This is a genomic window from Bacillus sp. PDNC022, from assembly GCF_016919285.1.
Taxonomy (GTDB): Bacteria; Bacillota; Bacilli; order Bacillales; family Bacillaceae; genus Bacillus; species Bacillus safensis.
Genome location: NZ_CP070345.1, coordinates 2,694,703 through 2,713,497, shown reverse-complemented (window position 1 = coordinate 2,713,497; position 18,795 = coordinate 2,694,703). Strand labels below are relative to the sequence as shown.

The 18,795-nt window shown below is 41.4% G+C and carries 29 protein-coding genes and 1 pseudogene; 29 read left to right on the top strand and 1 reads right to left on the bottom strand.

Annotation, left to right across the window (positions count from 1 at the left end; translation table 11 throughout):
• Positions 1-4: 4 nt before the first annotated feature.
• From rpsN to JVX94_RS13750, 27 genes and pseudogenes are all read left to right on the top strand, one after another.
• Positions 5-190, top strand: a complete 186-nt coding sequence (gene rpsN, locus JVX94_RS13875) for a 30S ribosomal protein S14 (protein ID WP_008356542.1) — start codon at positions 5-7, stop codon at positions 188-190.
• 31 nt (positions 191-221) lie between these two features.
• On the top strand, positions 222-620 hold the full coding sequence (rpsH, locus tag JVX94_RS13870; protein WP_007496327.1) for a 30S ribosomal protein S8: 399 nt from the start codon (positions 222-224) through the stop codon (positions 618-620).
• Positions 621-651: 31 nt separating this feature from the next.
• Positions 652-1,188 carry a 50S ribosomal protein L6 gene (gene rplF / locus JVX94_RS13865; protein WP_048240164.1) on the top strand — a complete coding sequence of 179 codons (537 nt, stop codon included), beginning with the start codon at positions 652-654 and terminating at the stop codon, positions 1,186-1,188.
• 32 nt (positions 1,189-1,220) lie between these two features.
• Positions 1,221-1,583 (top strand): 50S ribosomal protein L18, encoded by a 363-nt coding sequence (gene rplR / locus JVX94_RS13860; protein ID WP_095407554.1) that lies wholly within the window; start codon positions 1,221-1,223, stop codon positions 1,581-1,583.
• Positions 1,584-1,607: 24 nt separating this feature from the next.
• The gene (gene rpsE / locus JVX94_RS13855; RefSeq protein ID WP_007496332.1) at positions 1,608-2,108 is read left to right on the top strand and encodes a 30S ribosomal protein S5; all 501 of its coding nucleotides are present in this window, start codon (positions 1,608-1,610) and stop codon (positions 2,106-2,108) included.
• Positions 2,109-2,121: 13 nt separating this feature from the next.
• Positions 2,122-2,304 (top strand): 50S ribosomal protein L30, encoded by a 183-nt coding sequence (rpmD, locus tag JVX94_RS13850; RefSeq protein ID WP_003217067.1) that lies wholly within the window; start codon positions 2,122-2,124, stop codon positions 2,302-2,304.
• 30 nt (positions 2,305-2,334) lie between these two features.
• The gene (gene rplO, locus JVX94_RS13845) at positions 2,335-2,775 is read left to right on the top strand and encodes a 50S ribosomal protein L15 (protein WP_003216888.1); all 441 of its coding nucleotides are present in this window, start codon (positions 2,335-2,337) and stop codon (positions 2,773-2,775) included.
• 1 nt (position 2,776) lies between these two features.
• Positions 2,777-4,069 (top strand): preprotein translocase subunit SecY, encoded by a 1,293-nt coding sequence (secY, locus tag JVX94_RS13840; RefSeq protein ID WP_047203799.1) that lies wholly within the window; start codon positions 2,777-2,779, stop codon positions 4,067-4,069.
• 55 nt (positions 4,070-4,124) lie between these two features.
• Complete coding sequence (locus JVX94_RS13835; RefSeq protein ID WP_024425604.1) at positions 4,125-4,778, top strand: adenylate kinase; 654 nt, start codon at positions 4,125-4,127, stop codon at positions 4,776-4,778.
• Positions 4,775-5,521: a type I methionyl aminopeptidase gene (gene map / locus JVX94_RS13830; protein ID WP_003217210.1), complete on the top strand. Its 747-nt coding sequence runs from the start codon at positions 4,775-4,777 to the stop codon at positions 5,519-5,521. The genes JVX94_RS13835 and map overlap by 4 nt, the downstream gene beginning before the upstream one ends.
• Before the next feature lie 27 nt (positions 5,522-5,548).
• A pseudogene (locus JVX94_RS19600) lies at positions 5,549-5,855 on the top strand (KOW domain-containing RNA-binding protein).
• Positions 5,833-6,051 (top strand): translation initiation factor IF-1, encoded by a 219-nt coding sequence (infA, locus tag JVX94_RS13825; RefSeq protein ID WP_003217190.1) that lies wholly within the window; start codon positions 5,833-5,835, stop codon positions 6,049-6,051. Before JVX94_RS19600 ends, infA begins: the two are co-directional and overlap by 23 nt.
• 31 nt (positions 6,052-6,082) lie before the next feature.
• Positions 6,083-6,196 (top strand): 50S ribosomal protein L36, encoded by a 114-nt coding sequence (gene rpmJ / locus JVX94_RS13820; protein ID WP_003156543.1) that lies wholly within the window; start codon positions 6,083-6,085, stop codon positions 6,194-6,196.
• Between the two features lie 21 nt (positions 6,197-6,217).
• A complete protein-coding gene (gene rpsM / locus JVX94_RS13815) occupies positions 6,218-6,583 on the top strand; it encodes a 30S ribosomal protein S13 (protein WP_003217023.1) in 366 nt (121 codons plus the stop codon).
• A 20-nt stretch (positions 6,584-6,603) separates the two neighbouring features.
• On the top strand, positions 6,604-6,999 hold the full coding sequence (gene rpsK / locus JVX94_RS13810; RefSeq protein ID WP_003217231.1) for a 30S ribosomal protein S11: 396 nt from the start codon (positions 6,604-6,606) through the stop codon (positions 6,997-6,999).
• Positions 7,000-7,174: 175 nt separating this feature from the next.
• Positions 7,175-8,119 (top strand): DNA-directed RNA polymerase subunit alpha, encoded by a 945-nt coding sequence (locus tag JVX94_RS13805; protein ID WP_003217009.1) that lies wholly within the window; start codon positions 7,175-7,177, stop codon positions 8,117-8,119.
• Positions 8,120-8,194: 75 nt separating this feature from the next.
• Positions 8,195-8,557: a 50S ribosomal protein L17 gene (gene rplQ, locus JVX94_RS13800; RefSeq protein WP_003216944.1), complete on the top strand. Its 363-nt coding sequence runs from the start codon at positions 8,195-8,197 to the stop codon at positions 8,555-8,557.
• A 125-nt stretch (positions 8,558-8,682) separates the two neighbouring features.
• Positions 8,683-9,525 (top strand): energy-coupling factor ABC transporter ATP-binding protein, encoded by an 843-nt coding sequence (locus JVX94_RS13795; RefSeq protein ID WP_144486220.1) that lies wholly within the window; start codon positions 8,683-8,685, stop codon positions 9,523-9,525.
• Complete coding sequence (locus JVX94_RS13790) at positions 9,501-10,370, top strand: energy-coupling factor ABC transporter ATP-binding protein (protein ID WP_205183534.1); 870 nt, start codon at positions 9,501-9,503, stop codon at positions 10,368-10,370. Before JVX94_RS13795 ends, JVX94_RS13790 begins: the two co-directional genes overlap by 25 nt.
• Positions 10,367-11,164 carry an energy-coupling factor transporter transmembrane component T family protein gene (locus JVX94_RS13785; protein WP_205183531.1) on the top strand — a complete coding sequence of 266 codons (798 nt, stop codon included), beginning with the start codon at positions 10,367-10,369 and terminating at the stop codon, positions 11,162-11,164. Before JVX94_RS13790 ends, JVX94_RS13785 begins: the two co-directional genes overlap by 4 nt.
• Positions 11,165-11,175: 11 nt before the next feature.
• The gene (gene truA, locus JVX94_RS13780) at positions 11,176-11,919 is read left to right on the top strand and encodes a tRNA pseudouridine(38-40) synthase TruA (protein WP_075621303.1); all 744 of its coding nucleotides are present in this window, start codon (positions 11,176-11,178) and stop codon (positions 11,917-11,919) included.
• Positions 11,920-12,085: 166 nt separating this feature from the next.
• Positions 12,086-12,523 (top strand): 50S ribosomal protein L13, encoded by a 438-nt coding sequence (gene rplM, locus JVX94_RS13775; protein WP_003217042.1) that lies wholly within the window; start codon positions 12,086-12,088, stop codon positions 12,521-12,523.
• Between the two features lie 20 nt (positions 12,524-12,543).
• The gene (gene rpsI, locus JVX94_RS13770; protein WP_095407558.1) at positions 12,544-12,936 is read left to right on the top strand and encodes a 30S ribosomal protein S9; all 393 of its coding nucleotides are present in this window, start codon (positions 12,544-12,546) and stop codon (positions 12,934-12,936) included.
• A gap of 400 nt (positions 12,937-13,336) precedes the next feature.
• Complete coding sequence (locus tag JVX94_RS13765; RefSeq protein WP_073978991.1) at positions 13,337-13,840, top strand: hypothetical protein; 504 nt, start codon at positions 13,337-13,339, stop codon at positions 13,838-13,840.
• Between the two features lie 436 nt (positions 13,841-14,276).
• A complete protein-coding gene (locus JVX94_RS13760; protein WP_144473090.1) occupies positions 14,277-14,801 on the top strand; it encodes a GNAT family N-acetyltransferase in 525 nt (174 codons plus the stop codon).
• Between the two features lie 254 nt (positions 14,802-15,055).
• Positions 15,056-15,529 (top strand): GNAT family N-acetyltransferase, encoded by a 474-nt coding sequence (locus tag JVX94_RS13755; RefSeq protein WP_338017885.1) that lies wholly within the window; start codon positions 15,056-15,058, stop codon positions 15,527-15,529.
• 108 nt (positions 15,530-15,637) lie between these two features.
• Positions 15,638-16,717 carry a serine hydrolase gene (locus JVX94_RS13750; RefSeq protein WP_240193768.1) on the top strand — a complete coding sequence of 360 codons (1,080 nt, stop codon included), beginning with the start codon at positions 15,638-15,640 and terminating at the stop codon, positions 16,715-16,717.
• 117 nt (positions 16,718-16,834) lie between these two features.
• On the opposite strand, the gene JVX94_RS13745 is transcribed toward JVX94_RS13750, so the two are convergent.
• Positions 16,835-17,326, bottom strand: coding sequence for a DUF4825 domain-containing protein (locus tag JVX94_RS13745; RefSeq protein ID WP_240193767.1), 492 nt, complete (start codon positions 17,324-17,326; stop codon positions 16,835-16,837).
• Positions 17,327-17,478: 152 nt separating this feature from the next.
• Here JVX94_RS13745 and JVX94_RS13740 point away from each other — a divergent pair, with 152 nt between their 5' ends.
• A complete protein-coding gene (locus JVX94_RS13740) occupies positions 17,479-17,922 on the top strand; it encodes a DUF2521 family protein (protein ID WP_095407561.1) in 444 nt (147 codons plus the stop codon).
• A gap of 58 nt (positions 17,923-17,980) precedes the next feature.
• Positions 17,981-18,694 carry an N-acetylmuramoyl-L-alanine amidase CwlD gene (gene cwlD, locus JVX94_RS13735; protein WP_034283867.1) on the top strand — a complete coding sequence of 238 codons (714 nt, stop codon included), beginning with the start codon at positions 17,981-17,983 and terminating at the stop codon, positions 18,692-18,694.
• Positions 18,695-18,795: the final 101 nt, after the last annotated feature.

Sequence of the window (18,795 nt, the reverse complement as noted above, 5' to 3'; positions counted from 1 at the left end):
AATCGTGGCTAAAAAGTCTATGATTGCGAAACAACAACGCAAACAAAAGTTTAAAGTTCAAGAGTATACGCGCTGCGAACGTTGTGGACGTCCACATTCAGTTATTCGTAAGTTTAAACTTTGCCGTATTTGTTTCCGCGAACTTGCATATAAAGGACAAATTCCTGGCGTTAAAAAAGCCAGCTGGTAATCCCCATAAATGGGAAGGAGGTTATTAAATAATGGTTATGACAGATCCGATTGCAGATTTGCTGACTCGTATTCGCAATGCGAACATGGTACGTCATGAGAAGCTAGAAGTACCGGCTTCAAAAATCAAAAGAGAAATTGCTGAAATCTTAAAGCGTGAAGGTTTTATCCGTGACGTTGAGTACGTCGAAGACAGCAAACAAGGAATTATCCGTTTGTTCCTTAAATACGGCCAAAACAACGAACGTGTTATCACTGGTCTTAAAAGAATCAGTAAACCTGGTTTACGCGTATATGCGAAATCAAATGAAGTACCACGTGTACTTAACGGACTTGGAATCGCAATTATTTCTACATCACAAGGTGTTTTATCGGACAAAGAAGCCCGTGCTAAACAAGCTGGTGGAGAAGTACTTGCTTACGTATGGTAAAAAAAGTTTAAGATGAATGGAGGTGCTTGGTATGTCTCGTATAGGTAAAAAACTAATCGAGATCCCTTCAGGAGTAACTGTGACAAACAACGATAACACAGTGACAGTAAAGGGACCAAAAGGTGAACTAACTCGTACATTTCACCCTGATATGGAAATTAAAATTGAGGACAACGTCTTAACTGTAAGCCGTCCGTCTGAAAATAAAGAACACCGTGCATTACATGGTACAACACGTAGCTTGATTGCAAACATGGTTGAAGGTGTATCTAAAGGTTTCGAAAGAGGTTTAGAACTTATCGGTGTCGGTTACCGTGCAGCTAAATCTGGAAACAAACTTGTTCTTAACGTTGGATACTCTCACCCAGTTGAAATCGTTCCTGAGGCTGGAGTTGAAGTAGAAGTTCCATCTCAAACGAAAGTAATCATTAAAGGTATCGATAAAGAGCGTGTAGGAGCTCTAGCTTCTAACATCCGCGCTGTCCGTGCTCCAGAGCCTTACAAAGGTAAAGGAATTCGTTACGAAGGTGAATTCGTTCGCCGTAAAGAAGGAAAAACTGGTAAGTAAGATCGCTTAAAGTGAAGAAAGGAGTGACTCGGATGATTACGAAAACTAGCAAAAACGCTACTCGTCTTAAAAGACATGCTCGTGTTCGTGCGAAACTTTCAGGTACTGCTGAAAGACCTCGCCTTAACGTTTTCCGTTCTAACAAGAATATCTACGCTCAAGTAATTGATGATGTTAACGGTGTAACACTTGTAAGTGCTTCTACTCTTGATAAAGAGTTAAAGAGCGAGAATAGTTCTGACACTGCAGCTGCTACTAAAGTTGGCGAACTTGTTGCAAAACGTGCTGTTGAAAAAGGAATCTCTAACGTGGTATTTGACCGCGGAGGATACCTATATCATGGACGTGTAAAAGCTCTAGCTGAAGCTGCTCGTGAGGCTGGACTTAAATTTTAATAAAAGAAGGAGGGACACATCCGAATGAGTCGTATTGACCCAAGCAAATTAGAGTTAGAAGAACGCTTAGTTACGGTTAACCGCGTAGCGAAAGTTGTTAAAGGTGGACGTCGTTTCCGTTTTGCAGCTTTAGTTGTTGTCGGTGACAAAAACGGTCATGTAGGTTTCGGTACTGGTAAAGCACAAGAAGTACCAGAAGCGATCCGCAAAGCTGTTGAAGATGCGAAAAAGAATTTAATTGAAGTACCAATGGTTGGAACTACAATTCCACATGAAATCATCGGTCGATTCGGTGCAGGAAACGTTCTATTGAAGCCTGCTTCAGAAGGTACAGGAGTTATCGCTGGAGGCCCAGTGCGTGCGGTACTTGAGCTTGCTGGTCTAGCTGATATCCTTTCTAAATCTCTAGGTTCTAATACACCGATCAACATGATCCGCGCAACACTTCAAGGTTTAAGTGAGCTTAAACGTGCTGAAGATGTAGCGAAGCTTCGTGGAAAATCTGTAGAAGACCTGTTAGGATAAGGAGGGAACAATAATGGCAAATAAATTAGAAATTACCCTCAAACGCAGTGTAATCGGTCGCCCTGAAGATCAGCGTGTCACTGTTCGTACTCTTGGTCTTAAGAAAACAAACCAAACAGTCGTACATGAAGACAATGCAGCGATCCGCGGCATGATTAACAAGGTGTCTCATTTAGTTTCTGTTAAAGAACAATAAAACATTTTTAATCGATAAGGAGGTGCCCAAATGAAACTTCATGAATTGAAGCCTTCAGAAGGTTCACGTAAAGTACGCAACCGTGTTGGTCGTGGTATTGGATCAGGTAACGGTAAAACTTCTGGTAAAGGTCATAAAGGTCAAAACGCTCGTTCTGGCGGCGGTGTACGCCCTGGTTTCGAAGGTGGTCAGATGCCTTTATTCCAACGCCTTCCAAAACGTGGTTTTACAAACATCAACCGTAAAGATTACGCGGTAATCAACTTAGACAGATTAAACAGTTTTGACGAAGGAACGGAAGTAACTCCTGAACTTCTTCTAGAGACTGGTGCAATAAGCAAGTTAAAAGCAGGAGTAAAAATTCTTGGCAACGGTAAATTAGAAAAAAAATTAACTGTAAAAGCCAATAAATTCTCTGCTTCTGCGAAAGAAGCGATTGAAGCTGCTGGCGGTACAGCCGAGGTGATCTAACTTGTTTAAGACAATCTCCAATTTTATGCGCGTGAAAGATATACGGAATAAGATTATATTCACACTTTTAATGTTAGTCGTCTTTCGTATAGGTGCTTTCATCCCTGTGCCTAATGTGAACGCCGAAGTTCTCCAGGCACAGGATCAAATGAGTGTTTTCGGAATCCTCAACACGTTTGGGGGCGGGGCACTTTTCCAATTCTCCATTCTTGCAATGGGGATTATGCCGTATATCACTGCTTCGATCATCATTCAGCTCTTGCAGATGGATGTTGTTCCGAAGTTTACTGAGTGGTCAAAGCAAGGAGAGGTTGGCCGCCGAAAATTAGCACAATTCACAAGGTATTTTACAATTGTTCTAGGATTTATCCAGGCGTTAGGAATGTCATATGGATTCAACAATATGGCAGGAGGCATGCTGATTGAAAACCCTGGTGTTTCAACGTATCTCTTAATTGCGGTCGTACTCACTGCGGGAACAGCATTTTTAATGTGGCTGGGTGAGCAGATTACTGCTCACGGTGTTGGTAACGGGATTTCGATTATTATCTTTTCCGGTATCATCGCTGGTATCCCTCAAACATTAAAACAAGTGTACGCTCAACAATTTGTAGGTGGAGATGGACAGCTGTTCATGCAAATCCTTAAAATTGCCCTTATTGTAATTGCCATTCTTGTCATTGTTATCGGTGTTATTTACATTCAAATGGCAGTGAGAAAGATTGCAATTCAATATTCAAAAGGAACTGGCCGTGCACAAATGTCTGCTAGTCAAGCAACGCACCTTCCATTGAAAGTGAATCCTGCAGGGGTGATTCCAGTCATCTTTGCCGTTTCTTTCATTATTACTCCGCAGACGATCGCATCGTTCTTCGGAACCAATAATGTGACAACTTGGATAACCAACAACTTTGACTATACTAAGCCAATCGGTATGACGATTTATGTAGCACTGATTGTTGCTTTCACATATTTTTATGCCTTTGTCCAAGTCAATCCTGAACAAATGGCTGAAAATCTGCAAAAGCAGGGTGGCTATATCCCGGGAGTTCGTCCAGGGAAAATGACTCAAGATAGAATTACGAGCATTTTGTACCGACTCACGTTTGTGGGCGCCATTTTCTTAGCCGTGATTTCAATACTTCCTATCTTTTTCATTCAATTCGCTGGATTACCTTCCGCTGCACAAATTGGCGGCACAAGTCTTCTCATTGTTGTAGGTGTTGCACTTGAAACAATGAAACAGCTTGAAAGCCAATTAGTGAAACGAAACTACCGTGGATTTATGAAATAAAACAGAGGGCTGGGCAGCTGCCCAACCTCTCTAAGTAAGGAAGGGGAAATCCGAAATGAACTTAGTCTTAATGGGGCTTCCGGGTGCTGGTAAAGGCACTCAGGCAGAACGAATTGTTGATGATTATGGGATCCCTCATATCTCAACAGGAGATATGTTCCGCGCTGCTATGAAAGAGGAGACACAACTTGGGCTCGAAGCAAAATCCTTTATCGATAAAGGAGAGCTTGTTCCTGATGAGGTCACAATCGGTATTGTTAGAGAAAGACTTGGCAAAAATGATTGTGAACAAGGTTTTCTTCTGGACGGATTTCCGCGAACAGTCGCTCAGGCTGAAGCTTTAGAAGAAATTCTAAAGGACCTTGGCAGAACGATTGATTATGTCATTAATATTAAAGTCGATAAAGATGCTTTGATGGAGCGTCTGACTGGCCGAAGAATTTGCAAAAATTGCGGAGCAACATATCATTTAGTATTCAATCCACCTGCGAAAGAAAATGTTTGCGACAAGTGTGGAGGCGAGCTTTATCAACGTGCAGATGATAATGCAGAAACCGTTTCGACTAGACTTGAAGTAAACTTAAAGCAGACTGAACCTTTACTGAACTTCTATTCAGAAAAAGGATATCTTGCAAACATTGATGGTGCGAAGCACATTAACGATGTATATGCAGATATCAAGGACCTGCTTGGAGGATTAAATAAATGATTATCTGTAAAACTCCTCGCGAGCTTGAGATTATGAGAGAAGCTGGACGTATTGTCGCACTGACTCATGAAGAGCTGAAGAAACATATAAAACCAGGTATTTCGACAAAAGAATTGGATCAAATTGCCGAACGTTTTATTACAAAGCAGGGTGCAATCCCATCTTTTAAAGGGTATAATGGTTTTCGCGGGAGCATTTGCGTTTCGGTGAATGAAGAACTCGTTCACGGTATTCCTGGTAAACGGGTTTTACGTGATGGTGACATCATTAGTATCGATATTGGCGCAAAGTTAAATGGCTATCATGGTGACTCTGCTTGGACTTATCCAGTTGGGGTAATCAGTGATGAAGACCGCAAACTACTGGAAGTCACAGAGGAATCTCTATATAAAGGCTTACAGGAAGCAAAGCCAGGCGAACGTCTGTCGAACATTTCCCATGCCATACAAACGTATGTTGAAAATGAAAATTTTTCAGTTGTTAGAGAATATGTTGGACATGGGGTCGGACAGGATCTTCATGAGGACCCTCAAATTCCTCATTATGGTCCGCCCAACAAAGGCCCGCGGCTAAAACCTGGAATGGTGTTGGCCATCGAACCGATGGTGAACGCAGGCAGCCGATATGTGAAAACATTGGCTGATAACTGGACGGTTGTAACGGTTGATGGGAAAAAGTGTGCTCATTTTGAGCATACGATTGCGATTACAGATACAGGTTTTGATATACTGACTAAGATTTAGGTCTTCACTGAAGCCTTTCAGGCCCAAATCGGGCAGGTTGTCTGTATAGTCCAAAGAAAGAACAAGATCAGTATACAGGTGTCATCGGCATGTTCGTTGGCTGCCATGTACTAATCGCAGACGGAGAAAAGCGTAAATTTCATTCTCCTAAGAAAAAATATCAATCATATAACCTTTTATGATTGCGTATCTCCGGAAGTTCAGAACAGTATATTCAAAACAGGTCGGGTGATAGATGGACAATTGAGAGATTCTCATTTGGACATTTGTCAGAGAGCAAGTTACTGATTTGAAGAAGGGAGAACACTTGAATGGCGAAAGACGATGTAATTGAAGTGGAAGGTACTGTAGCAGAAACTTTGCCAAATGCAATGTTCAAAGTTGAACTAGAGAATGGTCATACAGTTTTGGCTCATGTATCAGGAAAAATCCGTATGCACTTCATTCGCATTTTACCTGGAGACAAAGTTACGGTAGAATTATCTCCATATGACTTAACTCGTGGTAGAATTACGTACCGTTACAAATAAAGCAACTCCGGAAGAAGGAGGTTGGAAACACATGAAAGTGAGACCATCTGTTAAACCTATCTGTGAAAAATGTAAAGTGATTCGCAGAAAAGGAAAAGTAATGGTGATCTGTGAAAACCCAAAACATAAACAAAAACAAGGCTAATAACAAGGAGGTGCCCAAATCATGGCTCGTATTGCTGGTGTAGATATTCCACGTGATAAACGTGTTGTCATTTCTTTAACATATGTTTTTGGAATTGGTCGTACGACTGCGCAACAAGTCCTTAAAGAAGCAGGTGTTTCTGAAGACACTCGCGTTCGCGATCTAACTGAAGACGAACTTGGTAAAATCCGTGATATCATTGACAAACTTAAAGTAGAAGGTGACCTTCGTCGTGAAGTTTCACTTAACATTAAGCGTCTAATTGAAATCGGAAGCTACCGCGGAATCCGTCATCGTAGAGGACTTCCTGTTCGTGGACAAAACACAAAAAACAACGCGCGTACTCGTAAAGGTCCGCGTCGTACTGTAGCTAACAAGAAAAAATAAGTAAAGGAGGTAGTTAAAGAATGGCTGCTGCTCGTAAACAAAATACGCGTAAACGTCGCGTGAAAAAGAATATTGAAGCTGGAATCGCTCATATCCGTTCCACTTTCAACAACACGATTGTAACGATTACTGATGTTCATGGAAACGCAATTTCTTGGTCAAGTGCTGGTGCATTAGGATTCAGAGGTTCTCGTAAATCTACTCCTTTCGCTGCACAAATGGCTGCTGAAACTGCTGCTAAAGGTTCTATCGAACATGGTCTTAAAACACTTGAAGTAACTGTTAAAGGTCCTGGTTCTGGTCGTGAAGCTGCAATTCGTGCACTTCAAGCTGCAGGTCTTGAAGTTACTGCAATTAGAGACGTAACTCCAGTTCCTCATAACGGATGCCGTCCACCAAAACGTCGCCGCGTGTAATTTGTTTGTATAGATTTTGTGTCCCTGTCAATAATGGGTTATGATACAGTTATTTATGAGACGAATACACGACTCGTTGCCTGAGCACATACGGGACTAAACAATGAGGAATTTCGGATGGAATCTCATATGATTCTATTCGAGGTTTCGACGTTTTGAAGGAGGGTTTTATTAGATGATCGAAATTGAAAAACCAAAAATCGAAACGGTTGAAATCAGCGACGATGCCAAGTATGGCAAGTTTGTCGTAGAGCCACTTGAGCGTGGATATGGTACCACTTTAGGGAACTCCCTTCGTCGTATCCTTTTATCCTCACTTCCTGGTGCAGCTGTAACATCGATCCAGATAGATGGTGTCTTACACGAATTCTCAACGATCGAAGGCGTGGTTGAAGATGTTACAACGATTATCTTAAACATTAAAAAGCTTGCACTCAAAATCTACTCTGAAGAAGAGAAGACGCTTGAAATTGATGTACAAGATGAAGGTACTGTAACAGCTGCTGATATTACACACGACAGCGATATTGAAATCTTAAATCCAGATCTTCACATCGCAACTCTTGGCAAGAATGCGAGCTTCCGTGTTCGCTTAACTGCACAAAGAGGTCGCGGGTATAATCCTGCTGATGCAAACAAAAGAGACGATCAGCCAATCGGTGTGATTCCGATCGATTCAATCTATACACCTGTATCTCGTGTGACTTATCAAGTGGAGAACACCCGTGTTGGGCAAATCACAAACTATGATAAACTAACACTAGATGTATGGACTGATGGAAGCACAGGACCGAAAGAAGCGATCGCTCTAGGTTCTAAGATTTTAACTGAACACCTGAATATTTTCGTTGGGTTAACTGACGAAGCTCAGCATGCTGAAATCATGGTTGAGAAAGAAGAAGACCAAAAAGAAAAAGTGCTTGAAATGACAATTGAAGAGCTTGATCTTTCTGTTCGTTCTTACAACTGTTTGAAGCGTGCGGGTATTAATACTGTTCAAGAGCTTGCTAACAAGACAGAAGAGGATATGATGAAAGTTCGTAACCTTGGACGTAAATCTCTTGAAGAAGTGAAAGCGAAACTAGAAGAACTTGGACTGGGTCTTCGTAAAGACGATTGACTAGTTTCATTGTGAACTAGGATTTTCGTGTGTTTTTTATTCATACAGCATCTCTAATTAAGGAGGGGACATCACATGGCATACAGAAAGCTAGGACGCACTAGTGCACAACGTAAAGCAATGCTTCGTGACCTAACGACTGATTTGATCATCAACGAACGCATTGAAACAACTGAAACACGTGCGAAAGAACTTCGCTCTGTAGTTGAAAAAATGATCACTCTTGGCAAACGCGGAGATCTTCATGCTCGCCGTCAAGCTGCAGCTTACATTCGTAATGAAGTAGCTAACGCTGAAACAAACCAAGATGCACTTCAAAAATTATTCGCTGACGTTGCAACTCGCTACGAAGATCGCCAAGGTGGATACACTCGTATCATGAAGCTTGGACCTCGTCGCGGCGATGGCGCACCAATGGCTGTCATTGAATTAGTTTAATCACATATCGTGTATCTAAGAAAGGGCGGGACAGTTCATAACTGGATCTATGCCCTTTTTTAGGTACTACGGCTTTTTTAGGAATAAGCAAAGAAGAGGTTGAGCTGAGAGGAGGTCCGGTAGAGATGGGGAAGACATTAATTGACGTTAAAGACATTGTATTTCGTTATCACAAGGATGCGGACAAGCCCGCTTTAGATCAAGTGTCATTGCATGTGAATCAAAATGAATGGCTCGCCATTGTTGGTCATAACGGTTCAGGTAAATCCACACTTGCCCGTGTGCTGAATGGGCTCATTTTACCGGATGCTGGTACGGTCAAGGTTGGAGAGATTGAGCTCAAAGAAGAAAGTGTGTGGGATATTCGCAAAAAGGTCGGAATGGTCTTTCAAAACCCAGATAACCAATTTGTGGGCTCAACGGTTCGTGATGATGTGGCTTTTGGTTTAGAAAATAACGGGGTTGAGCGGGAATTGATGATAGAACGTGTAGATTGGGCTGTCAAACAGGTCAATATGCAGGAGTTTCTTGATCAAGAGCCGCACCATCTATCAGGCGGGCAGAAGCAGAGAGTCGCCATTGCAGGTGTGCTTGCCGCAAGCCCTGACATCATGATCTTGGATGAAGCAACATCAATGCTTGATCCGATTGGCCGTGAAGAAGTGTTAGAGACTGTTAGACTACTGAAGGAACAAGGAACGGTCACAGTTATTTCCATCACACATGATTTAGACGAGGCTGCCAAGGCAGACCGCGTCATTGTGATGAATGGCGGGAAGAAATTTGCCGAGGGAACGCCAGAGGAAGTATTTGAACTAGATGAACAGCTGGTTCAGATTGGACTTGATCTGCCATTCTCCTATCGATTGAGCAAGCAATTGAAGCAGCATGGTGTGCCGCTTGCGAATGCCCATTTGACACAAGAAGGATTGGTGAAAGAGCTATGGACATTACGATCAAAGAATTAGAGCATCGTTATCAAATGAAAACGCCGTTTGAGCGTCTCGCTTTGTATGATGTCAATGCTTCCATCAAAGAGGGCAGCTATGTCGCTGTCATTGGTCATACGGGCTCTGGCAAGTCTACATTGCTGCAGCATTTAAATGGATTGCTCAAACCAACGAAGGGGAGCATTGCGCTTGGAGAGACAGTTTTACAAGCCAATAAAAAGCAGAAGGATATGAAACCTCTCCGCAAAAAGGTAGGCATCGTGTTTCAGTTTCCTGAGCATCAGCTCTTTGAGGAAACCATCCTCAAGGATATCTGCTTTGGTCCGATGAACTTCGGCGTTCCTCAAGAGAAGGCAGAAGCGAAGGCGAAGGAGATGCTGACACTGGTTGGTCTTCCTGAGTCCCTATTATCTCGATCTCCCTTTGAACTAAGCGGCGGGCAAATGAGACGTGTGGCGATTGCAGGCGTCTTAGCGATGGAACCAGAGGTGCTTGTGCTTGATGAGCCGACTGCTGGGCTGGATCCACGCGGGCGGAAGGAAATCATGGACATGTTCTATGACCTTCATCAAAAGGCAAACCTCACCACGATTCTGGTCACACACAGTATGGAAGATGCCGCTCATTATGCGGATCAAATGATTGTGATGCATAAAGGGACAGTGAAGGCGACAGGTACGCCGAGAGAGTTGTTTGCCAATCGTACAGACATGTCTTCGTTTGGTCTCGACCTCCCAGAAACGATTAAGTTCCAGCAGACTGTAGAAGAAAAGCTTGGTATTACGTTTCCAAGGCCGCTTCTGACCATGGATGAAATGGCAGAAGCCTTAACAGCTCTTTATCAGGAGGGCACGACATCATGATGGATAGTATGATTATCGGCAAATATGTGCCAGGTTCATCCTTTGTCCATCGTCTTGATCCAAGGACAAAGCTGTTATCAATTTTCTTTTTTGTCTTTATTGTCTTTTTTGCTAATAATTACATCACTTACGGGCTTTTAGGTGTCTTTACCATTCTTGTGGTGATGGTTTCTCAGGTGCCGTTATACTTTATTCTCAAGGGAATGAAGCCGATCCTATGGATTGTCCTGTTTACCTTTATTCTGCATATTTTCATGACAAAGGATGGCGTCTTGCTATTCCACTTTGGTTTTCTGAATATTTATGAAGAAGGTCTAAAGCAGGGGATCTTCATTTCACTCCGTTTTGTCTATCTCATCATGATGACGACACTTCTTACGTTAACGACAACGCCTATAGAAGTGACAGACGGGATGGAGAAGCTTCTGCACCCATTCCGTAAAATCAAACTGCCTGTTCATGAGCTTGCTCTCATGATGTCCATCTCTCTTCGGTTTATTCCGACGTTACTAGAAGAGACCGACAAAATCATGAAGGCACAAATGGCACGAGGCGTTGATTTTACAAGCGGACCTTTAAAGGATCGCCTGAAAGCGATCGTTCCTTTGCTTGTTCCGCTTTTCGTCAGTGCGTTTAAGCGTGCAGAGGAACTGGCGACCGCGATGGAAGCGAGGGGCTACCGCGGGGGAGAAGGACGGACGAAATACCGTCAGCTTGTCTGGGGCATGAAGGACACGTTCACGCTGCTTCTATTCATCCTGTTAACAGCACTCCTTGTGCTGCTTAGAAATTAGGTGATTCCTAGATGAAGGTTAAATGTACCGTATCCTACGACGGGACACATTTTAAAGGCTATCAGGTGCAGCCAGGGCAGCGAACCGTTCAGACGGAGATAGAGTCTGCCCTTGCAAGAATGCACAAGCAGGATGAACTGATTCCGATTGTGGCTTCCGGCCGGACAGACAGCGGTGTCCATGCAAAGGGACAGGTCATCCATTTTGACACCCCGCTCTCGATCCCGATGGAGAGATGGCCATTTGCCCTCAACAGCTTGCTGCCGGATGATATCCGTGTTCTAAAGGCTGAGGAGGTCGATGACTCGTTTCATGCCAGATTTGGTGTTGTTTCGAAGGAGTACCGTTATAAGGTCTCAACGGAAACACACCAAAATGTGTTCACGAGACAGTATGCCTGCCACTATCCTTACCGGCTGGATATCGATAAAATGAGAAAAGCTGCTGAGCACCTGATTGGGACACATGACTTTACAAGCTTTTGTGCAGCCAATACAGAGGTTCAGGACAAGGTGAGGGATATTTATGCCCTCGAGTGGAAAAACGTCTCAGACGGGCTTGAAATGCGTGTGAGAGGGAATGGTTTTTTATACAACATGGTGCGGATTATCGCTGGGACGTTACTTGAAATTGGTTCTGGTAAATTTCACCCTGAGGAGATAAAAGCCATGCTTGCCGCCCGAAATCGCGAAGCGGCAGGCAAGACTGCGCCAAGTCACGGACTGTATTTATGGGAAGTTTTCTATGACAACTAAACCAGGTGTAACATGTTCTTGACACAGGAAGCAGAAAGTTATAAGATATCATATGGTATGTATTTCAACCCCACAAATAAGCCCCGGAAGACTTATTCTGTGTTTTGAAATAGAACGTAGCATTTGATTCAAGGAAAATTCATTGATTTATTTAGGAGGGAAACTCATGCGTACAACACCAATGGCGAACGCAAGCACAATTGAGCGCAAATGGCTAGTTGTTGATGCGGCAGGCAAGACTCTAGGTCGTCTTTCTACTGAAGTAGCATCACTTTTGCGCGGTAAGCACAAACCAACTTATACACCACACGTTGATACAGGTGATCATGTGATCATCATCAATGCTGAGAAAATCGAATTAACTGGTAAGAAATTGACGGACAAAATTTACTACCGTCACACGATGCACCCAGGTGGTTTGAAACAAAGAACTGCTCTTGAGATGCGTACAAACTACCCTGAAAAAATGTTGGAGCTTGCTATCAAAGGTATGCTTCCAAAGGGTCCACTAGGTCGTCAAATGTTCAAAAAATTAAATGTGTACCGTGGTTCTGAGCATCCACATCAAGCACAACAACCTGAAGTTTACGAACTTCGCGGTTAATTATAAGGGAGGTTAACAATTTGGCACAGGTTCAATATTACGGTACAGGTCGTCGTAAAAGTTCTGTAGCGCGCGTTCGCTTAGTTCCAGGTGAAGGCCGTATCGTCGTTAATAATCGTGAAATTACTGAATACATTCCATTCGCTGCTTTAATCGAAGACGTGAAACAGCCTTTGAACATCACAGAAACAGCTAACAGCTACGATGTTCTTGTAACTGTTCACGGTGGTGGATTCTCTGGTCAAGCTGGAGCAATTCGTCACGGTATCTCTCGTGCTCTTCTAGAAGTAGATCCTGAGTACCGTACACCACTTAAACGTGCTGGACTTCTTACTCGTGACCCTCGTATGAAAGAGCGTAAGAAATACGGTCTTAAAGGCGCACGTAGAGCTCCTCAGTTCTCAAAACGTTAATTGTTTTACAAAAAACTCCAAGTGGAAAACTTGGAGTTTTTTATTTGAAATTAAATAATTCTAGCACTATAACTATCCAAGATAGAGCAAGTATAATGATGAAAATTATTTTTGTCCGTTCTAAAAAACCAATAATAATAAAGCTACATGTTAATAGCGCAAAACTTATAATTTTGATAACTTCTTTCATTGATTCAGGGGACAATATCCATGCAAAAAGAGAAAGTATGACCAAGCTAAAAATAATATTCGCAAAAATCAATAACTTGTTTTTTCTCATATAGACCTCCAAATATGTTAAAGTTGTGTAAACTAAATTGAAAAGATATCAAATTATTGGTATAATTATACTTGCAATTAATCGCATGATAAAAAATTGATCATGAAGGGGAACTAAAGTATGAAAAAGTATTTAATACCTATTATTATCACTTCAATATTATCACTATCTATCATTCCTTATTCGGCTGATGCGACTACAAAAACACAATCATTTGCGCCGAGTCTTGTTAAAACTGAACTAAATAAAGCTTCAAAAGCCCCTAGTACTTCTGTTCTATATGCTAAAGGCAAAGTTAGAGCCCAATCTATACCACCTTCCACTAAGTGGAAAGTTGTTGATCACTTTAGAGGGAGTTCTAAAAATATAGATAAGGCATCAGAATTGACTGCCAGAATTCTTGTTGGCCTTCCTTCTTTATATAATAAATATGCTGGTATCGCTGCTAGTGCCTTCTTCTCTACATTTTTCAAGCAAAAGCCAACACGATATTACTCGACAACTCAATATGTAGCGTATGATAAAAATTATAAATATACAATTATCGATATGTATGTATATAAAGATAGTAAGTATTCTAAACAAGTTGGGTATGAATACAAGTGGTTTAGATCGAATAGATAAGTAAAAATTGATTTACAAACCAATACAATAAATTGCTAGTAATTCAATAAAATATTATTAATTAGTCTAAAAGTGATAAAAAACAGAGGGCAACGAGTCTGACCCTATAAAATGAGATAAATAAAAACACCTTTAAGTTGAAAATTGGGTATAGCATACCTGAAAACAATTTGGAGGTGTTTTTTGTATGGAAAAAGAGTTAGTTATTCAATTGGCATAAAAGAAGAGGAAGTTCAATTGAGATTAAACAACCAGTTACCAAAAGAGTTTTGGTAACAGCTATTTTATAAAGGTGTTTTGACCCCTATCTCAAAAATGGGTGTCAGTCTCTCCTGCTGGTGCTTTTTTTATTTGTGTTTTTTTCTGTTTGGAAACATATAAAATAGCATCATAGCAAGGTTTCTATTTAAAAAACGAAGTCTATGGAGGGTGTCCTATGAATCTAACAACAGAAAGGTGTATCATTCGATCATTTGCTGAGGATGATTGGCAGGATGTCTATGCATATACATCTAATGAGACGGTGATGAAGTATATTCCGGAAGATGTATTTTCTAAAGAAGATGCGAAGGAATTTGTCAAAAATAATCGTCATGAAGATGCTAAGTATGTTGCTGTCCTTTTAAAAGAAGATCATACATGTATCGGGCATATCGTGTTTCATCCTTACTTTGGTGAGCACACTTATGAGATTGGCTGGGTTTTCAATCCTGCCTATCAAAACAAGGGATATGCATCAGAAGCGGCTTATGCTGTTCTGCATCATGGTTTTCACACGCTAAACTTACATCGGATTATCGCCACTTGTCAGCCTGAAAATGTGCCATCGTGGAGAGTGATGGAGAAAATGGGGATGAGGAGAGAGGGGTATTTTAAAAAATGTATACCACAAGGAAATGAGTGGTGGGATGAGTTTTACTATGCCATCTTACAAGAGGAATGGTTCGTGAAGAAGGCATGATAAGTCTTCATGATATGAAGTAATTCGCCATTCCAAATATCCCTTCGCTTTCGATGTTGATATAATCAGGTCAAATAAGCAGAAGAGGGAGGATCTTTGATGCACATTTTCTTATCATTGATTTCCCCAAGGGTACACACCGCCGCCTAGTTATGTGGTTAAAAAAGCAGCTGATCAAATTTTATAGAAGAACGGTTGCATTTGGCATTTTGGTAAGTGAAGATAGTTTCCGTCCATCATAGGAGGTGCTTTCATTGAATTTAAATCAATTGACATTTAGAGAAGCTGTGCTAGAAGACCTCGACCAAATCATCTTCATGCTTTCAGATGATAAGTTAGGTCAAAAGAGAGAGCGTTACACTCGCCCATTATTAGAAAGCTATATTAAAGCCTTTCATTCAATCGATGCTGATCCAAATATTGAACTCATTGTTGCGTGTGACCAGGAAGAAGCAGTTGGTGTTCTTCAGTTAACGATGACGCCATTTCTTACGCATCAAGGAGGATGGAGAGCATCCATCGAAGGAGTACGCACGGCTTCGACTCATAGAGGAAAAGGAGTCGGCTCGCTGCTTATAAAGTGGGCCATTCAACGCGCAAGCGACCGCGGCTGTCATATGATTCAGCTGACAACAGATAAACAGAGGCCAGAAGCACGACATTTTTATGAGAAATTAGGGTTTGAAGCCACTCATGAAGGAATGAAGCTGCATTTGCCCCATGAATAAGGACATCAAGAAGCGGAGGATTCACGAACCTCTGCCTGTTTTGAGCCTTTATTAGAAATATTTGCTATATTTAATATGTAAATCCTCTGTTATTTGGAAAGGAGAAACATGTTACTCATAATCGGTCTAGTTGTCATAGGTGTAGTCATACTTTACGTGGTGGTTCAAGTCTTGCTGTATAAAAGAGATATGAAGAAAACGAAGGAAGATCTTTTGACATTTGTCGCAAAAAACAAAAAGGACGTTTCAGTGACAATCATTGAAAATGATGATGTGGTGTTAGAATGGAATGCTGATCAAAAAACACCACTTGCAAGTACGGTGAAATTAGTGGTTTTATTTCATTTCGTTAAAGCTGTATCGAGAGGCACCATCAAGCTAGATGAAAAAGTGGCATTGTCTGATTTAGAGCGGTTTTATATTGATAGAACAGACGGTGGTGCGCACACGTACTGGCTGGAGGTCAATGATTTTTCTGAGCATGCGACTTTATTAGATATTGCCAAAGGGATGATGCAATTCAGTTCGAATGCTTGTACGGATTATTTGATTGACCGGCTGGGCTTAGAAAAGATCAATGATCAGATGAAACAAGCAGGTCTTACAGAACATGATGAACTCATGCCGCTGACGCCAATGATTTTGTGGTCCGCTTATGTATCTGATCATCGGCGGGATGCATTCAAGAAAATGAGCGGCGTATCCGAAGAACAATACAAATCTCTAATGAATGAGATTTTTAATATTATGAAAAATGACCCAGAGCATAAAAAGGCGTTAGAAGAAAAAATGAAAAAAAAGAACTTATTAGGCTGGCGTATTCAATCATTACTGACGCAAAAGTTGACAAAGTCTACAACCAATCAATATGCAAAATTGATGAAACGTCTGCATGACGAGCTGTTAACAACAGAAGAGAAGAGTCTTTTTAGCCAAATCGTACTGGGAGAAACATTGAAAAAGGAGACAGATCAATATTTTTGGTATAAAGGCGGAGCAACATTGTTTGTTTTCACAGGTGCTTTATATCGAAGAACAGATACATCCTCTATCTCCATCTCTCTTTTTATCAATGATCCGAAAGCGAACAATTCTCACTGGATTGGGGAAGTATTCAACGAATTTATGCTTACTGCAGCAGTGGATCAAAACTTTCGCCAACGATTGATTCAGGCTTTTACTAAATAATCATCAAAAAAAAACAGAGGGAGACTCCCCTCTGTTTTATTGTTTCTCCATGGGAAACGCTTTGTATACATCTTGGCGTTTCTCGTTTGACTTCACAACTCCATCAACCAGCTCCTTTTACCAAAGGGCTGTATCGTCTTTGTACTTTTTAAAAGGGTGAGGGAGCTTTTTTTCTAGCTGTTTTCTTTTAAACGTGATGGACGGCTCGTCTTTAGAGCTCATGTTAAGTGTCACTTGCTCTACGTTATCGACAAGAATAAAAAGTGCGATTGCGTTGTATAAATACGTTTTTTCGATCGTGTCCTTTTGATCAAACCAGAAGGCGTCAAACTGTTCTTCTGTATAGCCGTCATTTTCTTTTACCCCATACGTGACGTCTAAAGCTTTTCCAACGATGATTTCAAATTCACGAATTACGCCTCCAGGCAGATCTAATAAGATTTCACGAATGGCTGAATTGTCACCGAGATACGTGTTTTTGTGTTTTGAAAATTGTTTTAAGGATATGTCTTCTATTCCATTTATATCGCTCTTTTTCTCTGTGGCTTGACTGCTGCATGCAGATAAGACGACTGTTAATAGCAGCAGGATATACATCCATTTCTTCATTGATTTTGCCCCTTTATCATTCTTTCTATATGTAAATGTCTATTTTATCACAATTTTCCATTCCGATCGTTCACAGGCCGTCATTTCCATTTACTGAACTGCATGTTTTGTTCAAACCAACGAACAATACAAAGAAAAAAGGAGTTCAGTCCATGGCAGAAGTGCTTTCATTTTATCAACTGAAAACAAAACGAGATGTCACGCTTGAAAAGAAGCTTTTGCGTACATTGTCTCTTCAACAAGTAACGGCCGCTTCCGAGAAATTCACGAAGAAGCTGTTTCCATTTGCAGATGATCCAGCAGGTATTATGAGTGATGGTTGCATCGATTTCGCCATTGAAGCTTTTTTAGCTGGCGGAAGATACGGTGAGTCAAGTAAATACGGAGAATCGTTTGACGATATCAAGAAGCGATCCTCCCAGGAGGAAGCTGAGCTGATTGAAGAGCTCGCAGGGTGTTTGCAATCGTGGGGGAATATGTTCCGTATGGAGCGGAAGATGTCATGTTTATATCCATTTGCGAGAGATTTTTTAAGCATGTGGTGGCAGGAAGGCTTTCGTGAATCAGAAAAAAGACACAAGCTTCGGCTGCACTAAGCATATTTCCAGCCCTTGTCCCATATCTATAAAATAATGGTGTATGGGAGGGACAGGGATGAAAAGAAAGCTGAAGTGGACAGGGTTTTTAATTGGATTTATTGTCCTCTTATTCTTATTCAGGTTTCAATTTCTAAATGATGATTCATGGAAATCGTGGAATTTGCCTCTAAGCGGAAAGATCATCTATTTAGATCCGGGTCACGGCGGTCCAGATGGCGGGGCTGTGGGGGGAGAGCTGCTTGAGAAAGAGATTGCACTGGATGTATCCATGAAGATACGTGACTATTTGCAGGAGCAGGGAGCACTTGTTCTCATGACCCGAGAGGATGATTCTGATTTATCATCAAAGAATACAAGGGGATATGCCCGAAAGAAAGCGGAGGATTTAAGGAACCGCGTAAAAGTCATCAATGAGTCTGAAGCGGATCTCTATTTAAGCATTCATTTAAATGCGATACCATCGAACAAATGGAGCGGGGCGCAGACGTTTTTTTATGGAAAGTATGAAGAGAATGAAAAGGCAGCGAAGTTCATTCAGGATGAATTACGCAGAAATCTTGAAAACACAGATCGAAAGGCGAAGCGGATCAACGGCATTTATTTAATGCAAAATGTCACAAAGCCAGGGGCTCTTGTGGAAATTGGATTTCTCTCCAACCCGAAAGAGGCTGGCCAGCTGGCAACACCTAAATATCAGGATCAAATTGCTGCCTCTATTTATAAAGGGATTTTAAGATATTTAACAGAGCAAAAAGAGCCGCCTGAATAAGGGGCTTTTTCCTTTTAATCGCAGGCAAACAGGACAGACATTGTAAGGATATGTATGATATACTTGGATTGTAAACGAATTCAATAAAGGGTGAGGTTCTG